This window comes from Streptococcus sp. CF7_Ac1-12, from assembly GCF_024295905.1.
Taxonomy (GTDB): domain Bacteria; phylum Bacillota; class Bacilli; order Lactobacillales; family Streptococcaceae; genus Streptococcus; species Streptococcus mitis_AP.
On record NZ_JANCPG010000012.1, the window covers coordinates 49,050 to 66,284 of the forward strand.

The window sequence follows — 17,235 nt, forward strand, 5'->3', positions numbered from 1 at the left end:
AAATGCTACAATAAAGAGAATAAACAAAATGAGGTATTATCATGTCTAAGATTCTAGTATTTGGTCACCAAAATCCAGACTCAGATGCCATCGGGTCATCTGTAGCCTTTGCCTACCTTGCAAAGGAAGCTTACGGTTTGGATACGGAAGCTGTTGCCCTTGGAACTCCAAATGAAGAAACAGCCTTTGTCTTGAACTATTTTGGTGTAGAAGCACCGCGTGTTATCACTTCTGCTAAAGCAGAAGGCGCAGAGCAAGTTATCTTAACTGACCACAATGAATTTCAACAATCTGTATCAGATATCGCTGAAGTAGAAGTTTATGGTGTTGTGGACCACCACCGTGTGGCTAATTTTGAAACTGCAAGCCCACTTTATATGCGTTTGGAGCCAGTTGGATCAGCATCTTCAATCGTTTACCGTATGTTCAAAGAACATGGTGTAGCTGTGTCTAAAGAGATTGCTGGTTTGATGCTTTCAGGTTTGATTTCAGATACCCTTCTTTTGAAATCGCCAACAACACACCCAACAGATAAAGTTATTGCTTCTGAATTAGCTGAATTGGCTGGTGTCAACTTGGAAGAGTATGGTTTGGCTATGTTGAAAGCTGGTACAAACTTGGCTAGCAAATCTGCTGAAGAATTGATTGACATCGATGCTAAGACTTTTGAATTGAACGGAAACAATGTTCGTGTTGCCCAAGTAAACACAGTTGACATCGCTGAAGTTTTGGAACGTCAAGCAGAAATTGAAGCTGCAATGCAAGCTGCTAACGCAGCAAATGGTTATTCTGACTTTGTCTTGATGATTACAGATATCGTCAACTCAAACTCAGAAATCCTAGCACTTGGTGCTAACATGGACAAGGTTGAAGCAGCCTTCAACTTCAAACTTGAAAACAATCATGCTTTCCTTGCTGGTGCTGTTTCACGTAAGAAACAAGTGGTACCTCAATTGACTGAAAGCTTTAATGCTTAAGATTTTGAGTGTCAATTCAAATTAGGAAATTCTAGTTTGAATTATATCGAAAGGAGTTTCGGCTCCTTTTTTTCTAGGAGTGAAGCATGTTAGAAAATGGAGATTTGATTTTTGTGAGGGATGATTCTGACATGGGACAGGCCATCCAGATTTCCACAGGCCACTATAACCATGTTGCTATTTATTTGGATGGGATGATTTACCACGCTAGTGGAAAGGCTGGTGTAGTCTGTCAGGGACCGGCAGACTTCTTTGAGTCCAATCATTTGTACGACCTCTATGTCTTCCCAGAAATGGATATCCAATCTGTGAAGGAAAGAGCTTGTAGACATCTGGGAGCTTCTTATAATGCTTCTTTCTATCCAGATGGAACTGGTTTCTACTGTTCTCAGTATATGGCAGAAATTCTCCCCATTTTTGAAACTATTCCTATGAAATTTGGGGATGGGGAGCAGGAGATTAGTGATTTTTGGAGAGAGTATTACAGAGAACTAGGTCTGCCTGTTCCTTTGAACCAAGCTGGGACCAATCCTAGTCAGTTGGCAGCATCGCCTCTGTTAGAATGTAAAGAAAGGAATCTTCATGATTCAGATTTTTAATCCATCTAGTTTGACGAGACAGCCATTTTTTGAAGAATTGATCTGCTATCTGGACCAGCATGAGGATGTGATTTTACGGGAAATCAAGACCCAATTTCCAGATGTAGCAGTTGATAAACTCATGGAAGAGTATATAAAGGCTGGCTTGATTCTACGGGAAAATAAGCGCTATTATCTCAATCTTCCTTTGCTTGAGTCGCTCGATAGTCTCGAACTGGATCAAGAGATTTTTGTCAGCGAAGCTAGTCCGGTCTATCAAGCCTTATTGGAGCAGACTTTTGAGACGGAATTACGAAATCAAACCAATGCAGCTATTTTAGTTGAAAAGACGGACTTTGCACGAACAAAAATGACCCTGTCCAATTATTTCTATAAGGTAAAACATCAGTATCCTTTGACAGAAAAACAACAGGAACTTTATGACATTTTAGGAGATGTCAATCCTGAGTATGCACTCAAATATATGACGACTTTTTTGTTGAAATTTCTCAAAAAAGACCAGCTTATGCAGAAACGTCGTGATATCTTTGTGGATAGTTTAGTTGTCCTAGGCTATATTGTCCAAAATGAAGACGGAAAGTATGAACTGACCGTCGATTTTGATAAGGAAAGATTAACTTTCTACTTGGCCTGATTTCTTATCTCTGAGCACATTGTTTGACTTTACTTAGTATTTGGTATAAACTATATGTAACCGGTAACACATATCGGAATAAAATTAAAGGAGACAATCATATGTCACTTGAAAACAAATTGGAACAAGCAACAGGCGCTATCAAAGAAGGATTTGGTAAAGTTACTGGGGATAGCAAGACTGAAGCAGAAGGCGCTGTAGAAAAGACAGTTGCTAAGGCAAAAGAAGTAGTTGAAGATGCTAAAGGTGCTGTAGAAGGTGCCGTTGAAGGTTTGAAAAACGCTTTTAAATAAAAATAGAAAAAATCAAGGGTTTCGTTTCCCTTGATTTTTTTACTATCTTATAAATAATTTTCTGCGACGGCTGCATCTCCTGGATAGGCTTCTTTCTTGCCCTGAACGATTTGGTAGCAATCGGCTCCCTTACCAGCGATAATGACAGCATCTAATGCTTGATTTGTGATAGCCATGGCTGCCTTGATAGCTTCTTGGCGATCCGCAATTTTTTCAACAGGATGATTGATGTAGCTACTAATTTCATCTGCAATGGCCATTGGGTCTTCATAGTTGGGGTCATCAGCAGTCAGAAAGACTTGAATCTCAGGGTGTTGATTGAGGAGGAGGCCAAAGTCCTTACGACGGCTTTCTCCCTTGTTTCCTGTCGAACCTAACACCAGAGCAATCTTTCCTGTTTGATGAGTCTCTACAACCTTGATTAGTTTTTTGAGACTGTCACCATTGTGGGCATAGTCGATGAAAACCTTGGCTCCATTTTTCTGGGTGAGGACTTCCATACGACCAGGAACTCGGGTTGCAGCGATTCCTTTTTTGATGTCCTCAAGACTTGCTCCGAGACGAAGACAAGCAAGTCCAGCAGCAACGGCATTTTCTTGGTTAAAGTGGCCAATGAGTTGAATATCATAATCTCCAGCGAGTTTACCCGTAGCTGAAAAGCTAAAGGCTTTGGAATTCTCGATTTGGTTGCTCGACTGACTACCGTAGAAATCATGGTCTTGATCTGCCACTTGTTCTTTCAAGACAGAAAAGTGGTCCATGTCACTGTTAATGATGACTGCTAGGCTATTTTCCATTAAGAGACGTTTGTGGTAGAAGTAGTCTTCAAAGCTAGGGTGTTCAATCGGGCCGATATGGTCGGGACTGATATTGAGGAAAACTCCCACATCAAAGGTTAGACCATAGACACGTTTGACCAGATAGGCCTGACTGGATACTTCCATGATGAGGTGGGTACGGTCATTTTGCACAGCTTGATTCATCATATCAAAGAGATCAATACTCTCAGGGGTTGTCAATGCTGACTTAAAGAAAGTCTTGCCATCTAGAGTTGTATTCATGGTCGACAACATTGCAGGGCGATTCCCTTGAGATAAGATGTTATAAGCGAAATAGGCTGCTGTTGTCTTACCCTTAGTACCAGTAAAGGCAAGGAGTTTGAGTTTTTTCTGTGGATTTCCATAAAATTCCATAGCTACCAAACTCATGGCTTTCTTGATATCACTGACGATAATAGCAGGAATACCAACTTCGTAGTCCTTTTCTGCGACATACCAAGTTAAGCCTTGTGTTATAGCAGAAAGAAGGTATTCTTTTTTAAAGGCAGCGCCTTTTGCGAAAAAAAGAGTGTCTTCTTTTACTTTTCGGCTGTCGTAACTAATGCTATCAAAAACAATTTTGCTGTAGTTATAGTGGTAATGACCTTGGTCAATAATTTCACGAAAAAGGCCATCTTTCTTTAATATATCTAATACGGTTTCAATCTTAATCATACTTTCTATTATAAACTTCAAGTCTGAATTTTACAAGTAACAAGGAAAAGTTTATAATGGAAGATGAGGAATTTTTCCTAGTTATTAAAATTAAATGAGGAATCTATGTCTAACGAAAACAATCACCAGCAGGCCCAGATGTTACGGGGGACTGCTTGGCTAACGGCTAGTAACTTTATCAGTCGTCTACTCGGTGCCATTTATATCATCCCTTGGTATATCTGGATGGGGTCTTATGCGGCTACAGCAAATGGTCTCTTTACCATGGGCTACAATATCTATGCCTGGTTCTTGCTGGTTTCAACAGCAGGGATTCCAGTTGCAGTGGCTAAGCAAGTGGCCAAGTATAATACCATGCGAGAAGAAGAGCATAGCTTTGCCCTGATTCGGAGCTTTTTGGGCTTTATGATAGGACTAGGTTTGGTTTTTGCTTTAATCTTGTATGTCTTTGCTCCTTGGCTAGCAGACTTATCTGGCGTGGGCAAAGACTTAATCCCAATCATGCAGAGCTTGGCTTGGGCGGTCTTGATTTTCCCATCGATGAGTGTGATTCGAGGTTTCTTCCAAGGGATGAATAACCTGAAACCTTATGCCATGAGCCAAATCGCTGAGCAGGTCATTCGTGTTATCTGGATGCTCTTAGCTACCTTTATCATTATGAAGCTTGGTTCGGGAGACTATCTGGCAGCGGTTACCCAATCCACCTTTGCTGCCTTTGTCGGCATGGTAGCTAGTTTTGCAGTTTTGATCTATTTCCTTGCCAAAGAAGGATTACTTAAAAGAGTCCTTGAAACAGGAGATAAGATAAACAGCAAGCGTCTTTTGGTCGACACCATTAAGGAAGCCATTCCTTTTATCTTGACAGGGTCTGCTATCCAGCTTTTCCAAATCTTGGACCAAAATACCTTTATCAATAGCATGAAGTGGTTTACAAACTATAGTAATGAAGACTTAATTGTCATGTTTTCTTATTTCTCTGCCAATCCTAATAAAATCACTATGATTTTGATTTCGGTTGGAGTTTCGATTGGGAGTGTCGGTTTGCCACTTTTGACTGAAAACTATGTTAAGGGGGACTTGAAGGCAGCTTCTCGTCTAGTTCAGGACAGCATCACTATGCTTTTCCTATTCTTGCTACCAGCAACGGTTGGAGTAGTCATGGTAGGAGAACCTCTCTATACTGTCTTCTATGGCAAGCCAGATAGTTTGGCTATGGGATTGTTTGTCTTTGCAGTTTTGCAGTCTACTATTTTAGGCTTGTACATGGTTTTGTCTCCAATGCTTCAAGCCATGTTCCGCAACCGCAAGGCCGTTCTCTATTTTATCTATGGTTCCATTGCCAAGCTGGTCTTACAACTGCCAACCATTGCTCTCTTTCACAGTTATGGACCTTTGATTTCCACAACCATCGGCCTTATTATTCCTAATGTTTTGATGTATCGGGACATTTGCAAGGTAACTGGTGTTAAGCGCAAGGTGATTTTGAAACGAACCATTTTAATCAGTTTGTTAACTCTTTTCATGTTTCTTGTAGTTGGGACATTGCAGTGGATTTTAGGATTTGTCTTCCAACCAAGTGGACGTTTGTGGAGTTTCCTATATGTAGCTCTTGTCGGTGCCATGGGGGGAGGAGTTTACGGATTCTTGAGTCTTCGTACCCGTTTATTGGATAAGGTGATTGGACAAGCCCAAGCTAATCGCTTACGAGCAAAATTAAGAATTTCTCAATAATTTTTTTATAAATAAAAGGGATAATTTGAACATTTCTATCATGAAATGCTTGAATTATTCTCTTTTTTATTAATTTGTATTATATTTTTTATAATTTGTAGATAGTAATTTAATTTTTCTTAAATTTTACTTAAAAAACTATTGACTAAATAAAACCTGTAATGTATAATAAGACAAATATTTAAATCAGGAGGTTCTGGAAATGAAAAAGTCTAAGGCCAAGTATGCAACGCTTGCAGGTGTCGTGTTAAGTGCAGGTATTTTGTTAAGTGCCTGTGGAAATTCTAGCACAGGGTCAAAAACATACAATTATGTTTATTCAAGTGATCCATCTAGTTTGAACTATCTAGCAGAAAACCGTTCAACAACTACTGATATTGTGACCAACCTGGTAGATGGTCTCATGGAAAATGACCAATATGGGAACTATGTCCCATCCTTGGCTGAGGATTGGAGTGTTTCTAAGGACGGTTTGACCTATACCTACAAACTGCGGAAAGATGCTAAATGGTATACTGCAGATGGAGATGAATATGCTCCTGTAACTGCCCAAGATTTTGTCACTGGTTTGAAATATGCGGCTGATAAAAAATCAGAAGCCTTGTACTTAGTGCAAGAATCCGTTGCAGGTTTAGATGACTATATCACTGGTAAAACAAGCGACTTTTCAACTGTCGGAGTCAAGGCTCTTGATGACCAAACCGTTCAATATACCTTGGCACGACCAGAACCTTACTGGAACTCAAAAACAACCTCAACTATTCTCTTCCCAGTCAATGCGGATTTCTTGAAATCAAAAGGGGATGATTTTGGGAAGGTAGATCCATCTAGCATTTTGTACAATGGACCTTTCTTGATGAAATCCTTTGTTTCAAAATCGGTCATCGAATACAAGAAAAATCCTAACTACTGGGATGCTAAAAATGTCTTTGTAGATGATGTGAAATTGACTTATTTTGATGGTAGTGACCAAGATGCGTTAGCACGTAATTTTACCGAAGGTGTTTATAGCTATGCTCGTCTCTATCCAAACAGTTCAAGCTTTGAAGGGATTAAAGAAAAGAATAAGGACAATATCATCTATAGCATGCAAGATGCTACTTCTTACTTCTTAAACTTCAATTTAGATAGAAAATCTTATAAATTCACTTCCAAGACAAGTGATGCTGAAAAGAAATCGACTCAAGAAGCGGTTCTTAACAAGAACTTCCGTCAAGCCATTAATTTTGCCTATGACCGTACGGCCTATGGGGCCCAATCTCAAGGAGAAGAGGGGGCAACTAAGATTTTGCGTAACCTAGTTGTTCCTCCAAACTTCGTAAGTATCAATGGAAAAGACTTTGGTGAAGTAGTTGCGTCTAAAATGGTCAACTATGGTAAGGAATGGCAAGGAATCAACTTTGCAGATGCCCAAGATCCATACTACAATCCAGAAAAAGCTAAAGCTAAATTTGCTGAAGCTAAGAAAGAACTCCAAGCCAAAGGAGTCCAATTCCCTATACACTTAGATAAAACTATAGATTTGGCTAATAAGGCTGAAATTCAAGGGATTAATTCCATGAAGCAATCAATAGAATCTGTCTTAGGTGCAGATAATGTTGTGATTGATGTTCATCAACTTTCTACAGAGGACTATGATAGTTCAGGTTATCTTGCTCAAACTGCAGCTCAGAAGGATTATGATCTTTACAATGGTGGTTGGACTCCAGACTATCAAGATCCTTCAACTTACCTCGATATCTTTAGTGTCAACAGCGGAGGTATGTTGCAAAACCTTGGTTTAGAGCCAGGTGAAGTTAATGACAAGGCCAAGGCTGTTGGGTTGGATGTCTATACTCAAATGTTGGAAGAAGCTAATAAGGAGCAAGATCCAGCTAAACGTTATGAGAAATATGCTGATGCCCAAGCTTGGTTAGTAGATAGCTCTCTAGCAATTTCAAATGTTTCACTAGGCGGAACACCAACATTGAGAAAAATCGTTCCTTTCTCAACACCATATTCATTGGCTGGTAATAAAGGGGTTGAATCCTATAAATACCTCAAATTACAAGATAAGACAGTTACAAAAGACGAATATGAAAAAGCCAAAGAAAAATGGTTGAAAGAAAAAGAAGAATCTAATAAAAAAGCTCAAGAAGAATTGGCAAAACATGTCAAATAAGGATTTTTCAAGAAAAACGATGGTTTCGAAGGAAACTGTCGTTTTTTTATAGAATGATGGCGAATTTGGAAGAAAAGTGCTTACATTTTTTAAATTGTTTATTAGATTTATGATATAATGAATATAATAAAAGGTGTGAGAAGCTATTTTTTAAATCCTCTTCCAGTGTTAACTGAAGTATGCACATGCTAGGATGATTTTATAGGAGGGATGCTGTCTACTGGAAAAGTAAGATAAAATGTAACAAATGATAAGTTCTTCTTTTATGTGAAGAGTTCTTATCTGTCTATTTACTAATCGTTATGGAGGTAAGATCATGGGTGCTATTATGGAGTTTGCAACAGAAAAACAGATTGAATCATTTCTCTCAATTTGCCACATTGAAGGGCAAAAGAATTTTCTGATGGCTTTTAAGAAAAAGACATGGTTGAAATCCTTTATTGATTTCTTCATTATAGGAGGGACTTACTATGTTCAGTCGAGTGTGAAGCCTAAGATTCTGGCATTCACACCTAAGGGAATCTACTTGATGGACATCAGTGATGTAACAGAAAATCATTCTAATCACGTCGAAGAGATGCCTTGGAATCAAGTCAAAGATTTTACTTATAAGCCAGTCTTGAATACAGTTAGGCTGAACTGGCACTATCAAAATGAAGACTATATTTTTTCTGTGGATGTCGGTCAGATTGGTCAGCATGTGAGCAAATACCAATTTAACAAAGACCATTATGACTATTTAGCCCAACACGATTTCTTTCAGTCCAAGTAATCATCGTCACAAAAGGATCTGGAATATTTTCTGGATTCTTTTTAGCTTTACTCGATAAGTCTATAGTTTGAAACTATAACTAGCTCTTGAAAAGAAGAAAATGAGTTGATGAAAATAAGTGGTACAATAGTTACTATAGATTTGGAGGTATTGTATGAGCAAGGAATTACACATCAACACAATTTTGGCCCAGGCGGGTATTAAATCAGATGAAGCGACAGGAGCTTTGGTGACACCGCTTCATTTTTCAACGACCTATCAGCATCCAGAGTTTGGTAAATCTACTGGATTTGACTATACGCGTACCAAAAACCCAACTCGCACTAAGGCAGAAGAAGTCTTGGCGGCTATTGAGTCAGCAGACTATGCTCTAGCTACTAGCTCAGGTATGTCAGCTATTGTACTGGCCTTTAGCGTCTTTCCAGTAGGAAGTAAGATCTTGGCTGTCCGTGACCTTTATGGTGGTTCTTTCCGCTGGTTCAACCAAGTGGAGCAAGAAGGTCGTTTCCATTTTAACTATGCCAATACAGAAGAAGAGTTGATTGCCGAGTTGGAGAAGGACGTGGATGTTCTCTATATCGAAACGCCAACCAATCCCTTGATGTTGGAATTTGATATCGAAAAACTAGCAAAATTGGCTCATGCTAAGGGTGCCAAAGTGGTGGTGGACAATACCTTCTACAGCCCTATCTACCAACGTCCGATTGAAGATGGAGCAGATATCGTTCTTCATTCAGCAACCAAGTATCTAGCAGGCCACAATGATGTCTTGGCTGGAGTGGTTGTGACCAATAGTTTAGAACTATACGAAAAACTCTTCTACAATCTCAATACGACAGGGGCAGTCTTGTCACCGTTTGACAGCTATCAATTGATTCGTGGTCTCAAGACCTTGTCTCTTCGTATGGAGCGCTCAACAGCTAACGCCCAAGAAGTGGTTGCCTTTTTGAAGGATTCTCCAGCAGTCAAGGAAGTTCTCTATACTGGTCGTGGAGGTATGATTTCCTTTAAAATAGCCGATGAAACACGCATTCCACATATCTTGAACAGTCTCAAGGTCTTCTCTTTTGCGGAAAGTTTGGGTGGGGTAGAAAGTCTCATTACTTATCCAACGACGCAAACTCACGCTGATATTCCAGCAGAAGTCCGCCATTCTTATGGTTTGACAGATGACCTCTTGCGTTTGTCGATTGGGATTGAGGATGCTAGAGATTTGATTGCAGATTTGCGCCAAGCCTTGGAAGGATAAGACAAAGATGGGAAAATATGATTTTACAAGCCTGCCCAATCGTTTAGGGCACCATACCTATAAATGGAAAGAAGCAGAAACGGATAGCGAAGTCCTACCAGCTTGGATAGCGGATATGGACTTTGTAGTCTTGCCTGAAATCCGCCAAGCTGTTCAGACTTACGCAGACCAACTGGTTTATGGCTATACTTATGCCAGTGATGATTTAATTAAGGAAGTTCAAAAGTGGGAGGTTACACAACACGGTTACCACTTTGACAAAGAAGCCCTTGTCTTTATTGAGGGGGTTGTGCCAGCAATTTCGATAGCTATTCAAGCCTTCACAAAAGAAGGCGAGGCGGTTCTGATTAACACGCCTGTCTATCCACCTTTTGCTCGCAGTGTCAAGTTGAACAATCGCAGATTGATTACCAATTCATTGGTGGAAAAGGATGGTCTGTTTGAGATTGATTTTGATCAACTTGAAAAGGATTTGGTGGAAGAGGAGGTCAAACTCTATATTCTCTGCAATCCTCATAATCCTGGTGGACGTGTTTGGGAAAAGGAAGTGTTGGAGAAGATTGGTCAACTCTGCCAAAAACATGGTGTTTTGTTGGTTTCAGATGAGATTCACCAAGATTTGGCCCTCTTTGGTCACAAGCATCATTCCTTCAATACCATCAATCCTGACTTTAAAGAATTTGCTATCGTCTTGACTAGTGCCACTAAAACCTTTAACATAGCTGGAACAAAAAATTCATATGCAGTTATTGAAAATCCTAAGTTACGAGTGGCATACCAGAAACGCCAGTTGGCCAATAATCAGCATGAAATTTCAGGCTTGGGCTATTTGGCGACAGAAGCTGCTTATCGCTATGGGAAGGATTGGTTAGAGGAACTCAAGCAAGTCTTTGAAGACCACATCAATTATGTGGTGGAACTATTTGGAAAAGAGACTAAAATCAAGGTCATGAAACCGCAAGGAACCTACTTGATTTGGCTTGATTTTTCAGCCTATGACCTGACTGATGAAAAATTGCAAGAGCTGTTGAGAAATGAAGCTAAGGTTATCCTCAACCGTGGTTTGGATTTTGGAGAGGAAGGGAGTCTCCATGCCCGTCTCAATGTAGCCATGCCTAAATCCCTGCTGCAAGAAGTTTGTCAGCGGATTGTGACGACTTTTGCCAAACGTTAAAAATCCAGCCTTCTAGGAGAAAAGTATCCCTAGAAGGCTATTTTCATAGGGGAAAATATGGTATAATAAAAAGATAAGGTAAAGGTAAAAATATGGCTAAATTGATTCCGGGAAAAGTCCGTATCGAAGGCGTTGCCCTTTATGAAACTGGTAAGGTTGACATCATCAAGGAAAAGAACAATCGGCTCTACGCTCGCGTTGCAGAAGAAGAACTGCGCTATAGTTTAGAGGATGATTTGGTTTTTTGTGCCTGCGATTTTTTCCAAAAGAGGGGCTACTGTGTGCATTTGGCAGCGCTGGAGCATTTTCTGAAAAATGATGAGCGTGGTCAGGAAATCTTGCAAAGTCTGGAAGAAGGTCATGAAGAAAAAGAGGCCGTTGAAACCAAGGTAACCTTGGGTGGCAAATTTTTGGACCGAATCTTGCCTCCAAAAGCAGAACGTGCCTATGAATTATCGGCTGTGGGGCAAGTGGAAGCAGGAACCAATCATATCTTGTGGACCCTTAGAATCGGGCAAATCAATAGCCAAAAATACTATGTCATTCGGGACATTCCACTCTTTTTAAGGGTTGTCGAGCAGAGAAAACCTTATATGATTGGTAAAACTTATGAGGAGTCTCTGTCTTTGGAAGACTTTGATGAGGCAAGTCAAGAGCTTCTTACTTTCTTGCGGGGACTAGTGGAGGAAGGACTGACTCCAGACCTCTTTTTCCAAAATCAAGGCCGACACCTTTTTTTCCCTCTGACCTTTTTTGAGCAGGGTGTGAATTTACTGATGACTCTGCCCCATTTTCAATTTGACCATCAAGTGGATAGCTACCAAACACTGCTCTTTCAGGATATGAATGCGGATGCCAATCTATTTGCCTTTACAGTAACAGAATACTCTGACTATTTTGAAATGGAAATCAGTGAGAGTCCTAGGGTCAATGTCTTTTATCAGGGAGCTGTGCTTTTCCATAAAGGACAGGTTTATTTTCTAACAGATCAGCAGGTGCGTCTTCTCAAAGAAATCAAAACGCTGCCTGTGGATCAACACGGAAAGAAATACCTGCAATTTGATAGCAGTGACCGCGATAAATTGGCTTCTTGTCTAACTCTTTTTAGCCAGATGGGTACCGTTTCAGCTCCAGAACGTCTACAAATCAAATCCTTTGCACCCTCTTTTTACTTTGACAGTGAAGAAGACAATCGGATTCGTTTAGAAATTCAGTTTGATTATGGAGATAAGCAAGTATCTAGTCGACAAGAGCTGGAAGAGTTACCATTTTCGAGTGATGCTAACTTAGAAGAAAAAATTTTCCAAGTTTGTCTGGCTGCGGGCTTTGAAGCAGATTTTCAATCTTGGCGTCAGGCCTTAAAAGCGGAATCTGTCTATCATTTCTTCCATGAAATCATTCCAATATTTGAAAAACTCGGGCATGTTGACCTATCAGACAAGCTAGAAGAACTTTATAGCCTAGCGAGTCCTCAAGTGCAGATTGCTTCTAAGGGAGGTCTCTTGGAAATCCAGTTTGATTTTCAAGATATTGCCCAAGAGGAAATTGACCAAGCCATGCAGGCCTTGGTTGCCAACCAAGATTTTTACATTGATTCCTCCAATCAAGTCTACTTTTTCGATGACGAAACCAAGAAAATTCGCCAAAATCTACAGGAACTAGGACAGTTTGAATTAAAAGATGGGACCTTGCAGGCTCGAAAATCCTTGGCCTATAGTTTAGCTCATCTTTTTGAAGGGCGTGACCGTGTTTCTTTTTCACAAGAATTCCAGAATTTGGCCCAGGATTTAACGCATCCAGAGGACTTCCCACGACAAGCAACTCAGGTTCAGGCTGATTTACGAGATTATCAGGAAAAGGGAATCGGCTGGCTGCAAATGCTCCACCATTATGGTTTTGGTGGGATTTTGGCTGATGATATGGGACTTGGTAAAACCCTTCAGACCATTGCTTTTTTGACCAGTCAGGTGACAAAAGAAAGTCGGGTTTTGATTTTAGCTCCGTCAGGTTTGATTTACAACTGGGCAGATGAGTTTCAGAAATTTGCCCCACAGTTGGATGTAGCTGTTGTTCATGGTTTGAAAGCAAGTCGTGAAGAGATTCTTGCTGAAAGCCATCAAATCTATGTGACGAGCTATGCCACCTTCCGTCAGGACAGTGAGCTTTATCAGGGGATGGCTTTTGATTTCCTTTTCTTAGATGAAGCTCAGGTTATGAAAAATGCCCAGACCAAGATTTCCCAGACCTTGAGACAGTTTGTAGTACCGTCGGTCTTTGCCTTGTCAGGAACTCCTATTGAAAATCATCTGGGTGAGTTGTGGTCTATTTTCCAAATTGTTATGCCAGGACTCTTGCCAAGCAAGAAAGAATTTATGAAATTGCCAGCTGAGCGAGTAGCTCAGTTTATCAAGCCTTTCGTTATGCGACGCAAGAAAGAAGAAGTTCTGACTGAATTGCCAGATTTGATAGAAGTCGTTTATAAGAATGAACTGGAAGACCAGCAAAAGGCTATCTATCTAGCCCAGTTACAACAGATGCGGGAACGACTGGCTCAAGTGTCAGACCAGGAATTCCAACGAAGTCGAGTGGAAATCTTGTCTGGTCTGATGCGCTTGCGTCAAATCTGTGACACCCCTGCCCTCTTTATGGAGGATTATCAGGGTGCCAGTGGTAAACTGGATAGTCTACGAGATCTGCTGGTACAGGTGGCAGACGGTGGACACCGTGTCTTGATTTTCTCGCAGTTCAAGGGAATGTTGGAGAAAATTGAACAAGAACTACCAGACTTGGGCTTGACTTCCTTTAAAATTACAGGGTCAACACCAGCCAAGGATAGACAAGACATGACTAAGGCATTTAACCAAGGGGAGAGAGATGCCTTTCTGATTTCCCTTAAGGCAGGTGGTGTTGGTCTGAACCTGACCGGTGCTGATACAGTGATTTTGGTTGACCTTTGGTGGAATCCTGCGGTGGAAGCGCAAGCCATTGGCCGTGCCCATCGGATGGGTCAGGAAGAAACGGTTGAGGTCTATCGCTTGGTGACCAAGGGAACCATTGAAGAAAAAATTCAGGAACTTCAAGAACAGAAGAAACATCTGGTGTCACAAGTATTGGACGGCACAGAGTCACGTGGCAGTCTGACCCTAGCAGAAATTAGAGAAATTTTGGGAATTTCTGAAGCCAGCACTTGAAAAATCAAGACAATACGCTATAATGAAGTGTTGAAAGGAAATAGAAAATGAGAGAAGAACGATTTCCATTGGTCTCAGATGATGAGGTCATGCTGACTGAGATGCCGGTTATGGACCTCTATGATGAATCTGACTTTATCAGTAATATCAAGGGAGAATACCGTGATAAGAATTATCTGGAGTGGGCCCCTATTACTGAAGAAAAACCAGTCAAACCCATTGAAAAGCCAGTAGAGAAACCTAAGAAGGCTGGTTTAGGAGTTAAAAAAGAAGGAAAGAGCTATGCGGAGGTGGCGCGTGAAGAAGCGCGTGCGGACTTGAAAAAGAAACGCTCAGCAAGTTATCTGACTAAGGATATTACTCCTACAAGACGCCATTCTCAGCCAAGTCTGGTTAGACAGGACAATCAACCTACCGCGCCTTTCCAAAAGGAAAATCCTGGTGAATTTGTCAAATATAGCCAAAAATTGACCCAGTCTCATTACATCTTGGCGGAAGAAGTGAACAATATTTCGACTCAAGCTGAGTCAAAAGAAACTTCATGCCCAAAGAAAAACAACTATGATTTTCTGAAGAAGAGCCAAATCTACAATAAAAAGAATCAACAAAAAGAACAAGAACGTCAGGTTGCCCAAGAGTTGAATCTGACAAGAATTACGGAATAGGGGAGAAAACATGTCAAAGACATATCATTTTATCGGAATTAAGGGATCAGGGATGAGTGCCTTGGCCTTGATGTTGCACCAAATGGGGCATAAGGTACAGGGTTCAGATGTTGAAAAGTACTACTTTACTCAACGTGGTCTTGAGCAGGCAGGAATTACCATTCTTCCTTTTGATGAAAAGAATCTAGACGGTGATATGGAAATTATCGCTGGGAATGCCTTTCGTCCAGACAACAACGTTGAAATTGCCTATGCGGACCAAAATGGTATCAGCTACAAACGTTACCATGAGTTCCTAGGTAGCTTTATGCGCGACTTTGTCAGCATGGGAGTAGCTGGAGCGCATGGAAAAACGTCAACGACAGGTATGTTGTCTCATGTTTTGTCGCACATCACGGACACTAGTTTCTTGATTGGAGACGGGACCGGTCGTGGTTCAGCCAATGCCAAATATTTTGTCTTTGAATCTGACGAATATGAGCGCCACTTCATGCCTTACCATCCAGAATACTCTATTATCACCAACATTGACTTTGACCATCCAGACTATTTCACAAGTCTAGAGGATGTTTTCAATGCCTTTAACGACTATGCTAAACAAATTACCAAAGGTTTGTTTATCTATGGAGAAGATGCTGAATTGCGTAAGATTACGTCTGATGCACCAATCTATTATTATGGTTTTGAAGCAGAAGGTAATGACTTTGTAGCTAGCGATCTTCTTCGTTCAACAACTGGTTCAACCTTCACAGTTCATTTCCGTGGACAAGAGTTGGGTCAATTCCACATTCCAACCTTTGGTCGTCACAATATCATGAATGCGACAGCCGTTATTGGTCTTCTTTACACAGCAGGATTTGATTTGAACTTGGTGCGTGAACACTTGAAAACATTTGCCGGTGTTAAGCGTCGTTTCACTGAGAAAATTGTCAATGACACAGTGATTATCGATGACTTTGCCCACCATCCAACAGAAATCATTGCGACCTTGGATGCGGCTCGTCAAAAATATCCAAGCAAAGAGATCGTAGCAATCTTCCAACCGCATACCTTTACTAGAACTATTGCCTTGTTGGACGACTTTGCCCACGCTTTGAATCAAGCGGATGCTGTTTATCTAGCGCAAATTTATGGCTCTGCTCGTGAAGTAGACCACGGCGAGGTTAAGGTAGAAGACCTAGCTAATAAAATCAACAAGAAACACCAAGTTATCACTGTTGAAAATGTTTCTCCACTTCTAGACCATGACAATGCTGTTTATGTCTTTATGGGAGCAGGGGACATCCAAACCTATGAATATTCATTTGAACGTCTCTTGTCTAATTTGACAAGCAATGTTCAATAGGCTATTCACATGGAAATTCCAATTAAGATCATTCAGGCAAGTAAGTCTGATTTGGCTGAGATAGAGGCTCTTCAGGCCTCGTCTTTTCCAGCTGTCAAGCAGATGACTTCCCATATTTTAGAAGAAAGTATCCGTAAGTCTGCGGATACCTTTCTTCTAGCTAGGGATGAAAATCAGATTGTGGGCTATGTTCTAGGTGGCCCTCAGTCCCACAATCCGCAATGTCTAGAAGTACATTCTTTAGTCATCGAGGCTGACCATCAGAGACAGGGCTTGAGCACGCTTCTTCTTGCTGCCTTGAAAAAGGTGGCGGTTGAGCTGGATTACAAAGCTATTCGTTTGAAGAGTCCTGATGAGTTGCTATCCTATTTTGAAATGAACGGTTTTATTGATGAAGAAACTTCCCTTTATGTAGCTAGCCAGGGTTATAGTATGATTTGGTTTAATCCCTTTTATCTGGAGGCACAATGAAAATTAGGAAAGCAAGATTAGAAGATTTAGATCGTATCGTTGAGATTGAACTAGAAAATTTCTCACTTGAAGAAGCCATTCCTCGCTCTGTTTTTGAGGCGCATTTGCGAGTAATTCAGACCTCTTTTCTGGTTGCAGAAAAAGAGGGCAGAATCATGGGGTATATAGAAGGGCCAGTTGGACCACACCGCCATCTGCAGGATCAGTCTTTTACAGAAGAGATAGAAGATTATAGTCATGAGCCGGGTGGTTATATCTCTGTGACCTGTCTTTCTATTGCCAAGGAGGCACAGGGCCTTGGGCTTGGTCAGAAATTACTAACAGCCTTGAAAGAGTTGGCTCTTGAACACGAAAGAGAAGGTATTAACCTAACCTGTCATGACTATCTCATCGCCTACTACGAAAAGCATGGATTTGTCAATGAAGGCCAGTCTCAATCAACCTTTGCAGGAGAAACATGGTATGATATGATCTGGGACG

At 40.8% G+C, this 17,235-nt stretch carries 15 protein-coding genes; 14 read left to right on the forward strand and 1 reads right to left on the reverse strand.

The genetic code is table 11. The features are described from left to right. Positions 1 to 41: 41 nt before the first annotated feature. The 4 genes from NMM17_RS06995 to NMM17_RS07010 all read left to right on the forward strand — a co-directional run bounded on the left by NMM17_RS06995 (position 42) and on the right by NMM17_RS07010 (position 2,503). Positions 42 to 977: a manganese-dependent inorganic pyrophosphatase gene (locus NMM17_RS06995; RefSeq protein WP_254754130.1), complete on the forward strand. Its 936-nt coding sequence runs from the start codon at positions 42 to 44 to the stop codon at positions 975 to 977. A gap of 86 nt (positions 978 to 1,063) precedes the next feature. Further along, positions 1,064 to 1,576 (forward strand): YiiX/YebB-like N1pC/P60 family cysteine hydrolase, encoded by a 513-nt coding sequence (locus tag NMM17_RS07000; RefSeq protein ID WP_254754131.1) that lies wholly within the window; start codon positions 1,064 to 1,066, stop codon positions 1,574 to 1,576. Then, positions 1,560 to 2,210, forward strand: coding sequence for a DUF1803 domain-containing protein (locus NMM17_RS07005; protein WP_254754132.1), 651 nt, complete (start codon positions 1,560 to 1,562; stop codon positions 2,208 to 2,210). The genes NMM17_RS07000 and NMM17_RS07005 overlap by 17 nt, the downstream gene beginning before the upstream one ends. Positions 2,211 to 2,311: 101 nt before the next feature. Beyond that, a complete protein-coding gene (locus NMM17_RS07010) occupies positions 2,312 to 2,503 on the forward strand; it encodes a CsbD family protein (protein WP_000051184.1) in 192 nt (63 codons plus the stop codon). A gap of 47 nt (positions 2,504 to 2,550) precedes the next feature. Here NMM17_RS07010 and NMM17_RS07015 read toward each other — a convergent pair whose 3' ends face one another. Further along, a complete protein-coding gene (locus tag NMM17_RS07015) occupies positions 2,551 to 3,996 on the reverse strand; it encodes a UDP-N-acetylmuramoyl-L-alanyl-D-glutamate--L-lysine ligase (protein ID WP_254754133.1) in 1,446 nt (481 codons plus the stop codon). A 105-nt stretch (positions 3,997 to 4,101) separates the two neighbouring features. On the opposite strand from NMM17_RS07015, the gene NMM17_RS07020 reads away from it, so the two are divergent. The 10 genes from NMM17_RS07020 to NMM17_RS07065 form a co-directional block, all read left to right on the forward strand. Next, entirely contained in the window at positions 4,102 to 5,727 is a 1,626-nt protein-coding gene (locus NMM17_RS07020; protein ID WP_254754134.1) for a polysaccharide biosynthesis protein, read from the forward strand. 202 nt (positions 5,728 to 5,929) lie between these two features. Further along, a complete protein-coding gene (locus NMM17_RS07025) occupies positions 5,930 to 7,888 on the forward strand; it encodes a peptide ABC transporter substrate-binding protein (RefSeq protein WP_045612049.1) in 1,959 nt (652 codons plus the stop codon). Between the two features lie 316 nt (positions 7,889 to 8,204). Beyond that, a complete protein-coding gene (locus NMM17_RS07030; protein WP_254754135.1) occupies positions 8,205 to 8,660 on the forward strand; it encodes a hypothetical protein in 456 nt (151 codons plus the stop codon). Between the two features lie 154 nt (positions 8,661 to 8,814). After that, positions 8,815 to 9,909, forward strand: a complete 1,095-nt coding sequence (locus NMM17_RS07035; RefSeq protein WP_254754136.1) for a cystathionine gamma-synthase — start codon at positions 8,815 to 8,817, stop codon at positions 9,907 to 9,909. 7 nt (positions 9,910 to 9,916) lie between these two features. Then, positions 9,917 to 11,083, forward strand: coding sequence for a MalY/PatB family protein (locus tag NMM17_RS07040; RefSeq protein WP_000521353.1), 1,167 nt, complete (start codon positions 9,917 to 9,919; stop codon positions 11,081 to 11,083). A 92-nt stretch (positions 11,084 to 11,175) separates the two neighbouring features. Continuing rightward, positions 11,176 to 14,274 (forward strand): DEAD/DEAH box helicase, encoded by a 3,099-nt coding sequence (locus tag NMM17_RS07045; RefSeq protein ID WP_254754137.1) that lies wholly within the window; start codon positions 11,176 to 11,178, stop codon positions 14,272 to 14,274. Positions 14,275 to 14,321: 47 nt separating this feature from the next. Beyond that, positions 14,322 to 14,939 (forward strand): hypothetical protein, encoded by a 618-nt coding sequence (locus tag NMM17_RS07050; protein WP_001206456.1) that lies wholly within the window; start codon positions 14,322 to 14,324, stop codon positions 14,937 to 14,939. 10 nt (positions 14,940 to 14,949) lie between these two features. Next, positions 14,950 to 16,284, forward strand: a complete 1,335-nt coding sequence (gene murC, locus NMM17_RS07055) for a UDP-N-acetylmuramate--L-alanine ligase (RefSeq protein ID WP_254754138.1) — start codon at positions 14,950 to 14,952, stop codon at positions 16,282 to 16,284. A gap of 9 nt (positions 16,285 to 16,293) precedes the next feature. Further along, positions 16,294 to 16,755, forward strand: a complete 462-nt coding sequence (locus NMM17_RS07060; RefSeq protein WP_254754139.1) for a GNAT family N-acetyltransferase — start codon at positions 16,294 to 16,296, stop codon at positions 16,753 to 16,755. Continuing rightward, positions 16,752 to 17,235, forward strand: a 484-nt coding sequence (locus NMM17_RS07065; RefSeq protein ID WP_254754140.1) for a GNAT family N-acetyltransferase, incomplete at its 3' end; no start/stop codon positions are given. The genes NMM17_RS07060 and NMM17_RS07065, both read left to right, overlap by 4 nt.

Excerpts from the sequence above, each read along its gene's own strand:
- murC (WP_254754138.1), top strand. The coding sequence starts at position 14,950 with ATGTCAAAGACATATCATTTTATCGGAATTAAGGGATCAGGGATGAGT.
- NMM17_RS07025 (WP_045612049.1), top strand. The coding sequence starts at position 5,930 with ATGAAAAAGTCTAAGGCCAAGTATGCAACGCTTGCAGGTGTCGTGTTA.
- NMM17_RS07060 (WP_254754139.1), top strand. The coding sequence starts at position 16,294 with ATGGAAATTCCAATTAAGATCATTCAGGCAAGTAAGTCTGATTTGGCT.
- NMM17_RS07045 (WP_254754137.1), top strand. The coding sequence starts at position 11,176 with ATGGCTAAATTGATTCCGGGAAAAGTCCGTATCGAAGGCGTTGCCCTT.
- NMM17_RS06995 (WP_254754130.1), top strand. The coding sequence starts at position 42 with ATGTCTAAGATTCTAGTATTTGGTCACCAAAATCCAGACTCAGATGCC.
- NMM17_RS07005 (WP_254754132.1), top strand. The coding sequence starts at position 1,560 with ATGATTCAGATTTTTAATCCATCTAGTTTGACGAGACAGCCATTTTTT.
- NMM17_RS07040 (WP_000521353.1), top strand. The coding sequence starts at position 9,917 with ATGGGAAAATATGATTTTACAAGCCTGCCCAATCGTTTAGGGCACCAT.
- NMM17_RS07030 (WP_254754135.1), top strand. The coding sequence starts at position 8,205 with ATGGGTGCTATTATGGAGTTTGCAACAGAAAAACAGATTGAATCATTT.
- NMM17_RS07000 (WP_254754131.1), top strand. The coding sequence starts at position 1,064 with ATGTTAGAAAATGGAGATTTGATTTTTGTGAGGGATGATTCTGACATG.
- NMM17_RS07035 (WP_254754136.1), top strand. The coding sequence starts at position 8,815 with ATGAGCAAGGAATTACACATCAACACAATTTTGGCCCAGGCGGGTATT.
- NMM17_RS07020 (WP_254754134.1), top strand. The coding sequence starts at position 4,102 with ATGTCTAACGAAAACAATCACCAGCAGGCCCAGATGTTACGGGGGACT.
- NMM17_RS07015 (WP_254754133.1), bottom strand. The coding sequence starts at position 3,996 with ATGATTAAGATTGAAACCGTATTAGATATATTAAAGAAAGATGGCCTT.
- NMM17_RS07050 (WP_001206456.1), top strand. The coding sequence starts at position 14,322 with ATGAGAGAAGAACGATTTCCATTGGTCTCAGATGATGAGGTCATGCTG.
- NMM17_RS07010 (WP_000051184.1), top strand. The coding sequence starts at position 2,312 with ATGTCACTTGAAAACAAATTGGAACAAGCAACAGGCGCTATCAAAGAA.